Here is a 14,751-nt window from a genome sequence, read left to right as displayed (position 1 = left end):
AGCGGCGACCAGCCGCGACGAGCGGCGACCAGCCGCGACGAGCGGCGACCAGCCGCGACCAGCCGCGACCAGCGACGAGCTCGGACCGAGCGGCCCGCAGCAACCGATGCGGCAGACGGCAGCGGACGGCTCACGGCGAGCGGCGGCGAGCTCGGACGGAGCGGCCCGCAGCGGCGCGAGCCGCGAGCAGCCCCGGGCGAGCGACCCGAGCGTCAGGGCACGGCGCCGGAAGTCACTGGGCTGCTCTTCGGATTGCGGCCGCTGCTGAGGCTCGTAATCTGGCGCGGCGAGCCCGGCGTGCGCGCAGCGCGGCCGGCACCACGGGTGGGCGTGAAGCCGGGGAAGCAGGACGGTTGGCGGGCTTCGTCTCGTTGTTCATGGCTCGAAACTTAGCCTCGGGGTACGACAAAAATGGGTGCGCCACCGAGGCCTCTTGTGAGGCAGACTCGCGGGCATGTCTGTCATGGCCCGCAGCGTCGACGACCTGTCCGAGTACGCCGCCCGTAACCGGGTGAAGTATCTGTTCTTCTGGGGGCACCAGCCCGAGCGGGACGGCAGTGTGGGCTCCGGTTGTCTCAGCCAGTGGTGGCCGGCCCGGTTCACCGCTGACGGGCACAGTTTTGCCAGCGCCGAGCATTACATGATGTGGCGCAAGGCGACGCTGTTCGGTGACGACGCCATGGCCGCGCGCATCCTGGCCGCGCCGCACCCCAAGGTGGCGAAGGCGCTGGGCGGACGGGTGACGCCTTTCCGGCAGCCGGAGTGGGACGAGCACCGCTACCAGATCGTCGTGGCCGGCAATCTGGCCAAGTTCGGGCAGGACGACGAGTTGCGCGACTATCTGCTCACGACCGGCGAGCGGGTGCTGGTCGAGGCGAGCCCGCTCGACCGTATCTGGGGCATCGGGCTGGGCCGGGACGACCCGCGCGCGGCCGATCCGCGCCGCTGGCGGGGCACCAACCTGCTCGGGTTCGCGCTGATGGACGTCCGGGAGAGTTTGCGGGGTCAGTAGCCTGACGTCACGACCAGGCCGGGGATCTCCTCGGCGCCGAGGAAGAGCAGCAACCGGACGAGCACGGGGGTGCAGCCCACGACGTGCAGCGGTCCGAGGGTGGCGGCGGCGTTGAGCAGCACGCGGGCCGCGGCGGTGTCGGCGAACCGGAGCGCGGTGACGTCGAGCGTGACGATCGGCTCGCCGTCCCGGGTCACGAAGACCTCTTCGATCATGGCCCGGAGGGCGTGCCGGTTGGACATGTCGGCTTCGCCGGAGAGCCACAACCCGTACGGCTGGTCGGTCCGCCGGATCCGCAGTGAGGTCTCGGGGTCGAAGGGCAGCAACGGGCCGGCCGCCCCGGGATGCGCCAGGGCGAGCCGGCGCAGGTGCACGGGGTCGAAAACCCTGCGGTCGTACGCGCAGACGCCCATCACGTAGCCGTCGGCGAACACGGTGTTGCAGCGTTGCTCGTACCATTCGAGCCGGTCGGCGCCCGGCACCTGACGCAGCGCCCAGTTCATGTCGCCGACGACGCGCAACCCCAGGTATCCCTCGGCCCGGCAGCGGGCCTTCTCGACCTGCCAGTGCGCGAGTGTGCCGTCGGCGTCGAACGAGCCCCCGGCCAAATAGCTGCTCTCGGGGGTGGCCGCGGTCAGCTGCCCCGATCGGAGGGCGGCCCGGATCGCGACGCCGCGCCGTTCGAGCCGGGACAGGACCGGGGCGGGGTCGTCGCCGGAGTAGACGACTTTGTGCCGGGAGAGCAGCCCGTCGTGCAGGATGCCGGCGATCTCGTCCTGCCGGGTGTCGTCGTCGTCGACGGTCCAGCAGATGTGATCTCCGAGCTCGAGGCGGTCGAGCAGCGCCACAGCGGTCTCCCTCCGGTCTGCGCCGCCTTCCCCGCGCAGCATCGGTCACCTCCGCGCAAGGTGGCGTTCACCGTACGCCGCGAAGCGCTTCCGTCGCGTTACCTCGTACGAGTGAGTTCGTCACCTGAAGGGCGCCGGGACACCTCGTGTTCACCGGGGGCGGCCGGGGACCGCGCCTGCACATTGCCGGTTCGCCCGGGCGTTGAGCGTCATTCACCGTTTCGCCGCCGGGGCCTTCTAATCTGCGGCGCAGTCACCGGGCACCAGCCCGGCAAAACGGTGAGCAGGTATTCGACACATGGACGTCAGCGTCGTCATTCCGACGTGCAACCGCCCGGAGCTGGCCACCCGTGCGGTGCGCAGCGCGCTCGGGCAGACGCACCGCAGCCTCGAGGTCGTCGTCGTGATCGACGGGCCCGACGAAGCCACGGTCAGCGCGCTGCGGGAGATCGACGACGACCGCCTCCGGGTGCTGGTGCTGCCCGAGCGCGGCAAGGCCCCGAACGCCCGCAACCAGGGCGTCCGGGTCGCCGAGGGCACCTGGGTGGCCCTGCTCGACGACGACGACGAGTGGCTGCCGGGCAAGATCGAGGCGCAGCTCGCGCTGGCCGCGACGGCGACCAAGGCCTTCCCCGTCGTCGCCACCCGCATGATCAGCCGGACGCCGCGGTCCGACACCGTGATGCCGCGCCGGTTGCCCGAGCCGGGTGAGCCGCTCAGCGAATATCTGACTGTGCGCCGGGGGCTGTTCTACGGCGACGGCTTCATCCAGACGTCCACCATCATGGCGCCGGCCGAGCTGCTGCGCCGCGTCCCGTTCACCGTGGGGCTGCGCCGCCAGCAGGAGCTCGACTGGACGTTGCGCGCGCTGCAGCACGACGACGTCGAGCTGCTCTACGCCGCGGAACCGCTCGTGCTGTGGCACCAGGACGAGAACCGCGAACGGATCAGCCTGCAGAACCCGTGGGAGGAGCAACTCGCCTGGGTCCGGCAGAGCCGCCACCTGTTCACCCCGCGCGCGTACGCTGCCGTCACGATGAGCGTGATCAGCTCGATGGCCGCACCGACGCGCAGTCCCAAGGTGTTCCGTGAGCTGCTGACCGAGGCGCGCACCAACGGCCGTCCGGGTGCGCTCGACTACGTCACCTTCCTGCAGATCTGGGCGCTGCCGCCCACCGTCCGGCACCGCGTACGGGATCTGGTCGTGGGGAAGAAGGCGCATGCGTAAGGTCGCCATCTGGCGCAGCGCGCTGATCTCGGCCTCGGAGACGTTCATCCGCAACCAGGCCGATTCGCTGGGCCGCTGGGAACCGGTTTACGTGGGCGCGACGAAGACTGCCTCGACGCTGGCGCGCGACACCGACATCACGCTGTTCCGCGCGCAACGCGACCACGACTTCCTGCGGTTGCGGCTGCTCGGCAGTTCCCCGGTGCTCCGGCGGGCGCTGACCGATCTGCGGCCGGATCTCGTGCACGCGCATTTCGGCGGCGACGGCTGGCTGGTCAGCGGGGAAGCCGCCCGGGCCGGGATTCCGCTGCTCGTCACGCTGCACGGCCACGACGTCACGCGGCAGCCCGAGAGCACCGGGGCCAAGGGTGTGCGTTATCGGCGCAACTTGCGCACGGTGTTCGCGCGGGCGGCCGGGCTGATCGCGGTGTCCGAGGTCATCCGGCAACGCGCGATCGGCTGGGGCGCCGACCCGGCCAAGGTGCGCGTGCACCACACGGGTGTCCCGATCCCGGCCGCGGTGCCCACCGGCCCCAAGCGGTGGGATGTGGCGTTCGTCGGCCGGTTCGTCGAGAAGAAGGGCGCCGACGACCTGCTGGCCGCGCTGGCCACGCTGGACGCGCCCAAGGCCGTGTTCATCGGCGACGGTCCCCGGCTGGAGGAGATGCGCGAATATGCGCGTTCGTTGCGCGTCGACGCGACGTTTCTGGGCGCGCAGCCCGCCGCTGAGGTGTATCGGCTGCTCGGCGAGTCCCGGGTGGTGGCCGCCCCTTCCCGTACGGCGGCCGACGGCGACAGCGAAGGCCTGCCGACCACTGTCGTCGAGGCGATGGCGCTCGGCCTGCCCGTGGTCTCGACCCGGCACAGCGGCATCCCCGAGGCGGTCGCCGACGGCACCACGGGCCTGCTGGGCGCCGAGGGCGACCGGGAGGCGCTCGCCGCCAACCTGCGCAAACTTCTCGGCGATCAAGACCTGCAAACCGCTTACGGTACGGCGGCCCGTGCGCGCGCCGAGGCCGAGTTCGACGTCGTGAAGCAGAGCCGGCGCCTGGAGGACGTGTACGACTCGGTCGCAGGGCAGCGCAGCTAGCGCGGTTTTGCAGGGTGCGCCGGTGAAGCCTGGGCACGGCGGACGAACAGCTGCTCGAGTGGACAACGTGGAGCGACAAGCGCGCCGGCGATTGACGGGGCACCGAAACCCGGCCTGTTTGTGTAGGGTTCGCCGGTGAATCCGCAGAATTACCCGCCGTATCCCGAGCCCCCGATCGCCCCGCCGCCACCACCACCGATGAAGCCGGCCTGGAACGGCAAGACGAACGGTTTCTCGATCGCGGCGCTCACGCTGTCGTTGTTCGGATGCACGGGTCTGCTCAGCATCGTCTTCGGCTTCATCGGCCTGACCCAGAGCCGGCGCAACGGCGACAAGCGCGGCCGGCTCTTCGCGATCATCGCCCTGAGCATTTGCGCACTCTGGATCACCGCCATCGCCACGGCCGTCGTCGTGGCCGTGGTCCGCGACGCGGCGGATGGCCCCGACCGCGACGCCGCCGGCGCCATCCGCGGTGAACGGTCCATCCGGCTGGCCGATCTGCGCCCCGGCGACTGCGCGAAAGACCTGGAGGAGCAGCGCGGCACCCGGGTCGACGTGCTGCCGTGCACGTCGGCGCACAGCAGCGAGGTGTTCGCGACCTTCGAGCTGCCCGCTTCCGGCGACACCCAGGAACGGGCCGAGGCCGGGTGCGAGCAGCGGTTCCAGGCGTACGCGGGGAAGAAGCGGCCGGAAGACGCGCCCTACTTCCTGTTCACCGCGCGCCTTTCGGACGTCACCAGCAGCACGACCGACCACGGTGTCCTCTGTTTCGCCCATCGCCTGAGCGGCACGTCCACCGGGTCCATCCGCGACTGAGCCCGCCACGGTGCCGGCCGCGCCGACGTGGACGAAGCGGCGAGCCGGGTCAGGTGCCCCGGGTACGGCGGACGACCGACCGCACGGCCCGCTTGCCCGCCCGCAGGCCACCCACGAGCCCGGCCGCGGCTTTACCGGGCACCGTGGCGGACAGCAGGGCGTTCATCTGGCGGACCCGCTTCAGTTCGGCCTCCCGGTGCAGCAGCATCTTCTCGTACCAGGAGTGCTTGGCCTTCGCCTCGGCCAGCTCGCGGGTCAGGCGCTCGCGGTCGGCCAGCAGGCCGGCGATCGTGTGCGGGGCCGGGGGCGAAGCGGGCGGGACCTCGGTGGGGTCGAGCTCGCGGCCGGTCATCCCGGCCAGGACGGTGGTCAGCTCGGCCTCGTCGGCCGGGATCGGCCACAGGTGGGCGTAGCCGGCCGCGATGGCCTCGGCGGCGAACGCCCGCAGAGCCGTCAACGGCTCACCCGCGGGGGCCAGCGGGGTGAGAGCCGCCGGCGCGGATGAGGCCGGGGTGACCACCAGATGGGTGGCCGGGACTTCCGCGGACGGGCCGGACTGCCAGGCCGTGAGCAGCTCACGCATAGCCGGGAGGTCGCGGCGCTGAGCGGCGGCCAGCAGGTGGTCGTTCAGGGTGCGGCCCGGCGGCAGCGCGGACAGCTCGACCGGAGCCGAGGCGATCACGGCGTCGGGGGCTGTCGCGGACGGCTGCGGGGTGCCGCGCTCGGCGATCACGAACCACGCGGGGGCCAGCGCCGCGGCCAGGTCGTGGCGCAGCGCCGCGGTGCTCAGCCGTACGGGGTCGGAAAGGGTGTCGGCCGTGGTCCGGAAAGCCGAGGCCAGCGCGGCCGACAGGACGCCGGACACCGCACGCTGGGTCAGGGCCTCGGCACTGAGCAGCACTGCGGGCGACGCGAGCGACGGGTACGCCGCGTAGTCGCGGGAGACGTGCAGGCCGGCCTCGGTGAGGCGGGACAGCAGGCGGGTGTGGCCGGCGGGGCGGGCCGGGTCGTGGTCGTCGGGCACGACCCAGTCGGCGTCGGCCGGGGTGGGCGGCAGCGCGGTCAGGCGGTGCACACCGAACAGGTTCTCGTGGCCCAGCAACAGCCGCCCGTCCGGCTTGAGCAGGGCCAGCAGCTGGGTGAACGTCTCGTCCCAGGTGAACGGGGGCGCCTCGGCGGAGTGCAGCCGGTCCAGGCCGTCCAGCGCGATGATCGTGTCGAACGCGGGCTCGGCGGCCAGCTTCTCGAGGCTGCCGCACAGCACGGCCGGGCCGGTGAAGGCGGCCACGTCGGCGTCACCGCGGATCAGGACAGTCACGTCGGCGGCCGGCAGCGCCGCGAGCACCTGCGGGGAGTGCGGGCCGGCCACGAGCGTACGGCCGGAAGCGGTGGCAAGGAGCGATGGCAAAGCGTCACCGCCGGACGGCGCGGGGCCGTGGCTGCCGTCGAGGTCGGACCAGGCGAGCATCTCCCCGCCGATCAGGGTCGTCATCGGGTGATCACTCCGGTCAGCTCGAAATCGGGTGTTTCCTGCGGCCGCGGCCATTGGAACAGGCGGCGCAACTCGGCCGGTGGGAGCAGCCGGTCGGCGCCGAGTTCGGCCGTCGCGACCGTGCGCGCGTGCTCGGCATCGATCGAGGTGCCGTGGAGGGAGCCCCACTCGCGGACGATGCGGGCCTGCCCGCCGAACGCGGACTTCTCGCCCTCCAGCTGCATCGGGTCGCCGTAGACGGCCGGTTCGCAGCCGGCCAGCGTGCCGTACATGATCGCGCTGCACAGCCGGTTGGACGCCACCCGGGAATGTCTGCGCTGCTCAGCGAGTTGACGGTACAGGAAGCCGGGGTCCAGGTCCTTCCACCAGCCGCCCCGGTAGCCGTGCGAGATGACCCGGAAACCGGCCCGTTCGTAGAGCATCCGCACGCGCTTGTCGCGGAACTCCTGCCAGTACAGGCACACCGTCACCGGACCCGTCTCGGTGTCACGGATCTCGCGGATCAGCCCGTCGTGGTCGCCGACGATGTGCTGCCCCTCCCAGCCGTGGAACGGGTAGAAGATCGTCCCCTCGCGCGGCTCGTCGGCGGGTGGCTCCATCGCCAGCAGATAGGCCCACGGGGCGCCCACCACGTACACCTCGCGGCGGCCCAGCGACCAGGCCCGGCGGCGCACCCGCTCGGACCAGACGAACTTGGCGATGCCCGGCACGTACTCGTGATCGGGGGCCATGCCGTCGCCGATGTTCCAGCCGTGCTGCAGGTAACCGTGGATGCGCGGCGGCTCGGCGTCGTCGAGGCCGCAGTAGCGCGCCAGGACGTGCGAGTGCCCGTAGTAGTGGTTGGCGTGGTGCACGCCGAATTCCATACCGGGCAGACGACCGGACGGCAAACCTGCGGTGTCCGCCAGGTGTCATGTCGCGCGCCGGTGCTGTGATCTTCGCCGGGCGGGTGCTATCTTGGCCCCAGTTGCCTTCCGGATGCGGCTCCGCCCCCGGATCGGCCACGGCCGTGACACCCTCCGGCCACCCCCGTACGACCTTCCGCCGCCCTCACCGTGGCGACGTCTTCACTTGTCGACGCGCATGCCATGCCGCGTCACCTCTCCCTCTGGAGCACCACCATGACCGAAATTTCGGAAATCTCCGTCGATGCCCTGTTGGACATCGTCGACGATCGGGCCTGGCTCCGCCTCGACGGCTACCTGCCCGGCCCCAAGGACATCCCCGTCGCCATGCAGGAGGTCCGCCGGCTCGGCCTGCGCCGCGGTGACCGCGTCACCGGCCTGGCCAAGGTCAACGGCCGCAAGCCGGCCACCCTGCGGCTCGACCAGCCGATCGGGCGCCGCCCCGGCTTCTACGACCTCACCGCGCTCTACCCCCAGGAACGGCTGCGCCTCGAAACCGGCCCCGCGCTGCTCACCACCCGCGTCATCGACCTGGCCATGCCCATCGGCAAGGGGCAACGGGCGCTGATCGTGGCCCCGCCCAAGGCGGGCAAGACCACGATCCTCAAGCAGATCGCCAACGCCATCGCGCACAACAACCCCGAGGTGCACCTGATGGTCCTGCTCGTCGACGAACGGCCGGAAGAAGTCACCGACTTCACCCGTACGGTCAGGGGCGAGGTCGTCGCGGCCACGTTCGACCGCCCGCCGCACGAGCACGCGGCCCTGGCCGAGCTGGCCATCGAGCGGGCCAAACGCCTCGTCGAGCAGGGTCAGGACGTCGTCGTGCTGCTCGACTCGATCACCCGGCTCGGGCGCGCCTACAACCTGATGGCGCCGGGCCGGGGCCGTACGCTCTCCGGCGGTCTCGACGCGTCGGCGCTCTACCCGCCCAAGCGGTTCCTGGGCGCGGCCCGCAACATCGACGGCGGCGGCTCGCTCACCATCATCGCGACCGCACTCGTCGAGAACGGCTCGGCCATGGACAACCTGATCTTCGAGGAGTTCAAGAGCACCGGCAACGCCGAGCTCAAGCTGGACCGGGGCCTGGCCGAGGGCCGCATCTTCCCGGCCATCGACCTGTCGTCCACCGGCACCCGCCACGACGAGACCCTGCTCTCCCCGGCCGAACTCGCCATCGTCACCCAGGTGCGGCGCGTGCTGGGCACCCCCGACGCGATGCGCCAGCTGCTCGACCAGCTCCGTGGCACGGCCTCCAACCACGACTTCCTGCGCCGCGTCGCCCACTCCCTGGCCGCTTGAAACTCGGGTTTCTGGTCAAGAGGCTGGTTGCGCGTTCTTGACCGTACGGCCGTCGTCGAGCAGCACGTCGTAGGTGCGGGGCACGTCGCGCCACTTGCCGTCGCCGTCCTTGACCAGCGCCTTGGCGGGCCACCAGGCGACCCAGCGGCCGTCGTGCACAGTGGCCTGCACGGTCAAGCCCTCGGTGTGGACGGTCAGGCCGGCCACCCCCTCGCCCGCCGCGCCCTCGGTGATCGAGACGCCCTCGGGAAGCACCGCGAGGGCCCCCTCCAGGAAGCGGCCCGCGGGAGCCTTCGCGAACGGCGCGGAACTGCCGGACGCGCCGGTCTTCACGTCGTCGACGTCGTCGGTGCCGGGCAGGTTGTGCGCCAGGCAGAAAGCCTCCGAACCGGGATTGTCGTAGCGGTAGACCATCGCCACGAACTCACCGCGGCGTTCGGCCAGCACGAGCTCGGCCCGGTCGAGGTCGAAACTCTTGTAGATGCGCATCTGGTCCTTGCACGCGGCGCCCACCAGGGCCGCCTCGCCCGAGCTCAGCGGCACGGGAACGGGCGTCCAGGTGGCGTACGCACGACCGCTGCTGCCCCAGGGGACGACGAGGAGCAGCACCGCGACCGCGGCGGTCAGCGCGGGAACCAGCATCCAGGTCCGCAACGGCGTCCGGCGCGGCGGGTCGGGCGGGGTGGCCACGATCCGGTCCAGGCCGGCGGCGGCCCGCTCGTACTGCTCGGCGGTGGGCGGGGTGGCGACGTCCAGGGCACGCAGCGACTTCACGACTGGGCCTCCATCAGCTCGGCGGGAAAGGTGCTGGGGGCGAGGTGGCCGCGCAGGGCCCGGCGGGCACGCATCAGCCGGATCCGGTAACTCGCGGCGCTGACCCCGAGCACCCGGGCGGCCTGGGCCGAGGTCAGATCCTCGAAGACGGTCAGCGCCAGGGTCTCCTGCTCCGCGGGGCTCAGCCTGCGCCACGCGGCGGCCAGGTCGACCAGGCCGGCGGACGGCTCCCGGCCCACCTCGGCCGGCGCGGCGGCGATCCGGACCGCCAGCGCGTCCTGGCGGCCCTGCCCGCGCCGCGCGTTGAGCAGGCAGTGCCGGGCGATCCCGAAGATCCAGGCGCGGGCGTCGCCGGGGCGGCGCGGCACGTCGGCGAAGCGCCGCCACACCACGAGAAAGGTCTCGGCGGTCACGTCCTCGGCCTGGCTCGGATCGCCGCGGCGCTGGGCGAAGGCCAGGACGTCGGCGTACGCGTCGGCGTAGAGCGCCCGGAAGCGCGCCTCCCGATCGGGTTGCAGTGTGCTCACACTCCTACCTGTCCGGCCGCCCGGACGCTGTTACGCCCTAGCGTGACGAGCATGAACGTGATCGATCAGGTGGTGACGGCGACCCCGGGCGTACGGTGGTCGATCTCGATTCCTCAGCTGGGCGAGCACGAGCCCGCGCGGCGGCTGCGGACGGCCAGCATCGGCAAGCTGCTCCTGCTGATCGAGACCGCCCGGCTGATCGACGGCGGCGAGCTGGATCCGGGTGAACCGCTGGCCAAGGACCCGGCCGTCGCCGTCGCCGACTCCGGATTGTGGCAGCACCTGACGGTCGGCGCGCTGCCGGTGGCCGACCTGGCGGTGCTGATCGCGGCGGTGAGCGACAACTACGCGACGAACGTGCTGCTCGCCCGGATCGGGCTGGACGCGGTCGCGGCGCTCGCCGACCGGCTCGGCCTGCGCGAGACGCGACTGCTGGACCGCGTACGGAACAAGCGGGACCCGGCCGACCCGCCGACGCTCTCCACCGGGTGTGCCGGCGAGCTGGCCGGGCTGATGGGGCACCTCGCCCGGGGCACGCTGCTCACCCCCGGGGTCTCGGCGCGGATGGACGCGTGGATGGCGACCAGCGCCGACCTGTCGATGGTGGCCTCCGGCTTCGACGCCGACCCGCTCGCGCACACCAGTTCGGTGCGCAACAAGACCGGCACCGACGACGGCATCCGCGCCGATGTCGGGTACGCCGGGCAGCAACCGTGGGCGGTGCTGGCGGAGTTCGACCCGCCCGACCTGGCCGCGGTGATGAGCGGGATGCGCCGGATCGGGTCGGCGCTGTCGTAAAGCCGTCCTAGCCGTAGCTGTTCGGACAATGGCGCCCGGCCTGCGGAGGAGCACAATGGCGAACGGGACGGGTGCCTATCCCCGCCAGGAGGCATCCTTCCCCTGTACGACAAGCGAACGGGCCGGGATCCGCGAGGACCCCGGCCCGTTGCCGTGCGACGTGCCCTAGGAAGCCGGGTAGTCGGTGACGAAGACCGGGGAGCCCACCTTGGTCATGTCGGCGGCCTCACCCACCCCGTTGACGACGTGGTTGATCACGCCGGCGCTGAGGTTGACGGTCATGATGTGGTGCAGTTTGACGCCGGGGCGGTTCGGGACCTCGAAGCCGTTCTCGGTCACGATCGACGGGTTGTTCTGGTTGAAGACGTAGACACCGGCCCCGTACAGGGAATGGTTCTTGACCTTGTCTCCGACCTTGTAACCCGCGTACCCCTTGACCTTGCCGTTCATCCAGTCAGCCTGCGTCGGCGGGTCGTACGGCAGTTCGTTCTGGTAGAGCACCGTCGTGCCCTTCTCGCCGTTCCAGACGGTGTTGTACTTCTGGAAGTGCTCGACGAACAGGCCCGTCGCGGTCACGTTGTCGCCGTTGATCACGGCGCCGTAGCGACCGGTGTTGGTGCGCCACCGCTGGGTGTCACCGTTCACGCCCTCGGTGAAGCCCTCGACACCGTGGTCACCGCGCCACACCCAGGTGTGGTCGATCAGCACGTTGTCGCTGTTGATCTCCAGTGCCGTGTCCACCTTGCCGATGTGCGGGCCGCCCACCCGGAAGTAGACGTCCGACAGCGTGGTCGGGTTCGAAGGGGAGCTGATCTTCAGCCCGTTCTTGTTGCCGACCTGCAGCAGGTTCTTCGACTCCTTCGTACCGGCGTCGATCGTGACCCCCGCGATGATCACACCGGGGACGTCGGCCACCTTGATCGGCGTGACCCCGTTGACCGCGGTCAGCGTGGCGTGGCCGATACCGAGCACGACCTGGTTGGGCCGCAGCACGTGGATGGTCTGATCGATGTTGTAGACACCCGGCGTGAACAGCAGGTTCTTGCCGAGCAGGAGCTGCGCGTTGATCAGCCACTCGGGGTCGGACGGCTTCGCGACGAAGAAGTCGCTCAGCGGGATCGTCCGGCCGCTGGTCAGGTCCTCGTCCCAGCTCACACCGCTGGTGTTGCGGTGCGCGCTCGGCACGCGGACGTTGTACTTGCCCTTGGCGTCGACGAACAGGAACGGCTTCTCCCGGCTGAGCGGGGTCTTCTCCAAGGTCGTGTACGGCGGGTCCGGGAACGTGGCGTCGGAGGGCGCGCCCTCGACACCGGCGAAGACCTGGTTCCACACCGCGTTCGACCAGTTGCCGACCTTGCTGTTACGGGTGAGCCACTGCTGCTGCGAACCGTTGGTGACATTGCCGAACTGCGAGTCGGCGATGAAACCACCACTGGCGTACTGCGGGCCGGCGGTGCAGTAGTCCATCAGCGTGAAGCCGCCGTCGACGTTGAGCCGGCGCAGCGACACGGCCTGCGAGACGGCCCAGAAGTTGGCGCCGGCGCGGCACCCGTCCTGACCCGTTCCGTTGACCTTGATGGACAGGTTCGACAGCGTGCGCCAGAAGTTGACCAGCGCGAGGCAGTTCGCGGTGCCGTTCTCGGTCAGGCAGCGGTTGTAGACCTCCACCTTGCCGTTGATCACCACGTCGTTCGGGGACGCGCCGAGGCCGGAGACCTCGGTGTAGTAGCCCACCTTGATCTGCAGCGGCTGGGCGTCGGTGCCATAGGTGCCCGGCTTGAACAGGAAGGCGTAGCGGTTGGTGCCCATCTCCGCGTCGACCTGCTGCGCGTGCGCCGCGTCGAGCTTCGCCTGAATCTCGGCGACGGGCATGCTCGGGTCGAAGATGGTGACATTGGTGCCGAAATTCGGTGCGGCTGCGGCGGCCGCGGCGGGGGCTGCGGCGGCGGGGGCGCCGGTGAGCGCACTCACGGTGACCGCGGTGAGCCCGACGGCGAGAATCCGTCGCAGGTGCCGGCGACCGGCAGTTTTCGTCATGCGCGAAGGTCCTTCCGTAATGGGGAAGCAACAAACTGGATCACAGGAAGCAATAGACCCATGCGCATGTCAAGAGCCGGGCTGCCCGGCTGGTGCGGCAATCGCACAGGCTTCGGACATAGCGCCGCGGTTCCGGAACCGACGTTGCCCTTTCGCGTGGAAGTTGCTGCCCCGAAACCGGTACCGGGTCAGCCGGCCCTCTTGATCAGAAAGTCACGTTCCGTGTCCGTCGGCGCCAGTTCGGCCCCCCTCGCGAACTCGCGCCGGGCCCCCTCCCGATCGCCCAGCCGCAACAGGCACTCACCGCGGGCGGCCGGCAGGTGGTGGTTGCGCGGCAAGTGCTGCTCGAGCCCGTCGAGCAGGGCGAGCGCGGCGGCCGGGCCGTCGGCCTCCAGCACGGCCACAGCGCGATTGAGCCGAACGACGGGGGAACCGGTGATCGCTTCGAGGCGCGCATAGAGCTGGGCGATGGCAGGCCAGTCGGTCTCGTGCGCGTGTTCGGCCAGCGCATGCTGCGCGGCGATGAGCGCTTGCAGGCGATACGGCCGGTCCGGAGCGTCCGACGTGAGCAACGTGAGCGCCTCGGCGATGTCCCGGGCGTTCCATTGCGTACGGTCCTGGTCGGCCAGCAGCACGAGGCGCCCGTCACGCCTGCGCGCCCGCCGCCGCGAATGGTGCAGCAGCATGAGCGCGAGCAGGGACGCCGTCTCGGAGCCGGACGGCAGCAGCTCGTGCAGCAACCGGGTCAGCCGGACCGCCTCGCCGGCCACCTCGTCGCGGTAGGAGCGGTAGCCCTCGGTGAACAGCAGGTAGAGCACGGCGTGCACACCCGGGACACGTTCGGGCAGGTCGGCCGGGGCGGGCAGGCGCAGCGGGATCCCGGCCGTGCGGATCTTCTGCTTGGCCCGGGTGATGCGGGCCGCCATGGTGGCGTCCGGGACGAGGAACAAGCGGGCTGTTTCCGGCACGGTCAGGCCGGCGACGAACCGCAACGTGAGGGCGATGCGGGACTCGGGGCCCAGCGCGGGGTGGCAGCAGGCGAAGAGCAGAGCGAGCGAGTCGTCGGCCGGGTTTCCCGCACGCGCCTCCTCCGTGATCAACAGCGGCAGACAGCGGGTCAGGGTCTCCTCGCGGCGGCGCCGGTCGACGGCCCGCCGCCGGGCCACCGCGAGCAGCCAAGCCGCCGGGCGCCGCGGGACACCCTCGCCGGGCCACTGGACGGTGGCGGCGGCGAAGGCGTCCTGCAACGCCTCCTCGGCCAGGTCGAAGCTGCGCAGCTCCGCGACCAGCGTGGCCAGCAACGGCCCCCGATGCTCGCGGAAGGCGGCCCCGACCGCGCTCATGCCGACGGGTGCTCGACGACCGGGCGCACCTCGATGATGTCCTCGACCCCGGCCAGCTCCCGTGCGAACTCGAGCGCCTCGTCCAGGTCACGCGCCTCGACCAGGTAGAAACCGCCGAGCTGCTCGGCCGTCTCCGCGTACGGCCCGTCGGTCACCACGTGCTCGCCGTCCTTCACCCGTACGGTCGTCGCGCTGCTGGTCAGCGCCAGTTCCTCACCGCCGCGCCCGGCGTCGCGCGCGCGGAGCAACTCGGAGAAACGCCCGTGCGCGGCGTAGACCTGCTCCCGGGTCGCCTCGTCGGCCTCGGCCCAGCTCTTCTCGACGCTGTACATGAGCAGTGCATACTTCATGGCCACATCCTCTCGTGAACGACTGTCGCCCGGTCGTCGCGCGCCGTCCGGCGAAATCGACATCACCGCCCAGATGATTTTCCGCGTTTCTTTCAACGTGACACTGCGGCGGTCGTCAGGGTCGTCCCCGCAGGTCAGGGTCGCTCGCAGGAATTCCTCAAAGTCATTCTTAAGCGGATGGCAAGTGGAGCTCGGCAGAGTCATCGGTGTTGACGCACGGATGACCGAA

General features: G+C 70.9%; 14 protein-coding genes. 6 read left to right on the top strand and 8 right to left on the bottom strand.

Features of this window, described 5'->3' with window-relative positions:
• Positions 1-454 precede the first annotated feature (454 nt).
• On the top strand, positions 455-1,012 hold the full coding sequence (gene ybiA / locus BKA14_RS08720; RefSeq protein ID WP_184950398.1) for a riboflavin biosynthesis intermediates N-glycosidase: 558 nt from the start codon (positions 455-457) through the stop codon (positions 1,010-1,012).
• On the opposite strand, the gene BKA14_RS08715 is transcribed toward ybiA, so the two are convergent.
• Positions 1,006-1,860: an MEDS domain-containing protein gene (locus BKA14_RS08715; RefSeq protein ID WP_184950397.1), complete on the bottom strand. Its 855-nt coding sequence runs from the start codon at positions 1,858-1,860 to the stop codon at positions 1,006-1,008. The genes ybiA and BKA14_RS08715 overlap by 7 nt on opposite strands.
• A gap of 298 nt (positions 1,861-2,158) precedes the next feature.
• Here BKA14_RS08715 and BKA14_RS08710 point away from each other — a divergent pair, with 298 nt between their 5' ends.
• The 3 genes from BKA14_RS08710 (at position 2,159) to BKA14_RS08700 (ending at position 4,994) form a co-directional block, all read left to right on the top strand.
• The gene (locus BKA14_RS08710) at positions 2,159-3,088 is read left to right on the top strand and encodes a glycosyltransferase family 2 protein (RefSeq protein WP_184950396.1); all 930 of its coding nucleotides are present in this window, start codon (positions 2,159-2,161) and stop codon (positions 3,086-3,088) included.
• Positions 3,081-4,178 (top strand): glycosyltransferase, encoded by a 1,098-nt coding sequence (locus BKA14_RS08705; protein ID WP_184950395.1) that lies wholly within the window; start codon positions 3,081-3,083, stop codon positions 4,176-4,178. Before BKA14_RS08710 ends, BKA14_RS08705 begins: the two co-directional genes overlap by 8 nt.
• 135 nt (positions 4,179-4,313) lie before the next feature.
• Positions 4,314-4,994 carry a DUF4190 domain-containing protein gene (locus tag BKA14_RS08700; RefSeq protein ID WP_184950394.1) on the top strand — a complete coding sequence of 227 codons (681 nt, stop codon included), beginning with the start codon at positions 4,314-4,316 and terminating at the stop codon, positions 4,992-4,994.
• A gap of 49 nt (positions 4,995-5,043) precedes the next feature.
• On the opposite strand, the gene BKA14_RS08695 is transcribed toward BKA14_RS08700, so the two are convergent.
• Entirely contained in the window at positions 5,044-6,486 is a 1,443-nt protein-coding gene (locus BKA14_RS08695) for a hypothetical protein (RefSeq protein WP_184950393.1), read from the bottom strand.
• Complete coding sequence (locus BKA14_RS08690; protein WP_184956644.1) at positions 6,483-7,340, bottom strand: hypothetical protein; 858 nt, start codon at positions 7,338-7,340, stop codon at positions 6,483-6,485. The genes BKA14_RS08695 and BKA14_RS08690 overlap by 4 nt, the downstream gene beginning before the upstream one ends.
• Positions 7,341-7,541: 201 nt before the next feature.
• Between BKA14_RS08690 and rho the strand changes: the two genes are divergently transcribed.
• Complete coding sequence (gene rho / locus BKA14_RS08685; RefSeq protein ID WP_438861873.1) at positions 7,542-8,693, top strand: transcription termination factor Rho; 1,152 nt, start codon at positions 7,542-7,544, stop codon at positions 8,691-8,693.
• Positions 8,694-8,708: 15 nt separating this feature from the next.
• On the opposite strand, the gene BKA14_RS08680 is transcribed toward rho, so the two are convergent.
• Entirely contained in the window at positions 8,709-9,467 is a 759-nt protein-coding gene (locus BKA14_RS08680; protein WP_184950391.1) for a hypothetical protein, read from the bottom strand.
• Entirely contained in the window at positions 9,464-9,994 is a 531-nt protein-coding gene (locus BKA14_RS08675; protein WP_184950390.1) for an RNA polymerase sigma factor, read from the bottom strand. The genes BKA14_RS08680 and BKA14_RS08675 overlap by 4 nt, the downstream gene beginning before the upstream one ends.
• Before the next feature lie 51 nt (positions 9,995-10,045).
• On the opposite strand from BKA14_RS08675, the gene BKA14_RS08670 reads away from it, so the two are divergent.
• Positions 10,046-10,792 carry a serine hydrolase gene (locus BKA14_RS08670; protein WP_184950389.1) on the top strand — a complete coding sequence of 249 codons (747 nt, stop codon included), beginning with the start codon at positions 10,046-10,048 and terminating at the stop codon, positions 10,790-10,792.
• Positions 10,793-10,957: 165 nt separating this feature from the next.
• Here BKA14_RS08670 and BKA14_RS08665 read toward each other — a convergent pair whose 3' ends face one another.
• From BKA14_RS08665 to BKA14_RS08655, 3 genes are all read right to left on the bottom strand, one after another.
• Positions 10,958-12,829, bottom strand: a complete 1,872-nt coding sequence (locus BKA14_RS08665) for a pectate lyase-like domain-containing protein (RefSeq protein WP_184950388.1) — start codon at positions 12,827-12,829, stop codon at positions 10,958-10,960.
• A gap of 188 nt (positions 12,830-13,017) precedes the next feature.
• On the bottom strand, positions 13,018-14,172 hold the full coding sequence (locus tag BKA14_RS08660; RefSeq protein ID WP_184950387.1) for an RNA polymerase sigma factor: 1,155 nt from the start codon (positions 14,170-14,172) through the stop codon (positions 13,018-13,020).
• Positions 14,169-14,522: a YciI family protein gene (locus BKA14_RS08655; protein ID WP_184950386.1), complete on the bottom strand. Its 354-nt coding sequence runs from the start codon at positions 14,520-14,522 to the stop codon at positions 14,169-14,171. The genes BKA14_RS08660 and BKA14_RS08655 overlap by 4 nt, the downstream gene beginning before the upstream one ends.
• Positions 14,523-14,751 lie beyond the last annotated feature (229 nt).

This window comes from Paractinoplanes abujensis (assembly GCF_014204895.1).
GTDB lineage: Bacteria > Actinomycetota > Actinomycetes > Mycobacteriales > Micromonosporaceae > Actinoplanes > Actinoplanes abujensis.
Note: the sequence above shows the minus strand (reverse complement) of the source record. Positions and strands in the feature narration are given on the sequence as shown.

What these genes read in the sequence shown, in the direction of transcription:
- ybiA (WP_184950398.1), top strand. Translation starts at nt 455, where the DNA reads ATGTCTGTCATGGCCCGCAGCGTCGACGACCTGTCCGAGTACGCCGCC.
- BKA14_RS08710 (WP_184950396.1), top strand. Translation starts at nt 2,159, where the DNA reads ATGGACGTCAGCGTCGTCATTCCGACGTGCAACCGCCCGGAGCTGGCC.
- BKA14_RS08705 (WP_184950395.1), top strand. Translation starts at nt 3,081, where the DNA reads ATGCGTAAGGTCGCCATCTGGCGCAGCGCGCTGATCTCGGCCTCGGAG.
- BKA14_RS08695 (WP_184950393.1), bottom strand. Translation starts at nt 6,486, where the DNA reads ATGACGACCCTGATCGGCGGGGAGATGCTCGCCTGGTCCGACCTCGAC.
- BKA14_RS08670 (WP_184950389.1), top strand. Translation starts at nt 10,046, where the DNA reads ATGAACGTGATCGATCAGGTGGTGACGGCGACCCCGGGCGTACGGTGG.
- BKA14_RS08665 (WP_184950388.1), bottom strand. Translation starts at nt 12,829, where the DNA reads ATGACGAAAACTGCCGGTCGCCGGCACCTGCGACGGATTCTCGCCGTC.
- BKA14_RS08660 (WP_184950387.1), bottom strand. Translation starts at nt 14,172, where the DNA reads ATGAGCGCGGTCGGGGCCGCCTTCCGCGAGCATCGGGGGCCGTTGCTG.
- BKA14_RS08655 (WP_184950386.1), bottom strand. Translation starts at nt 14,522, where the DNA reads ATGAAGTATGCACTGCTCATGTACAGCGTCGAGAAGAGCTGGGCCGAG.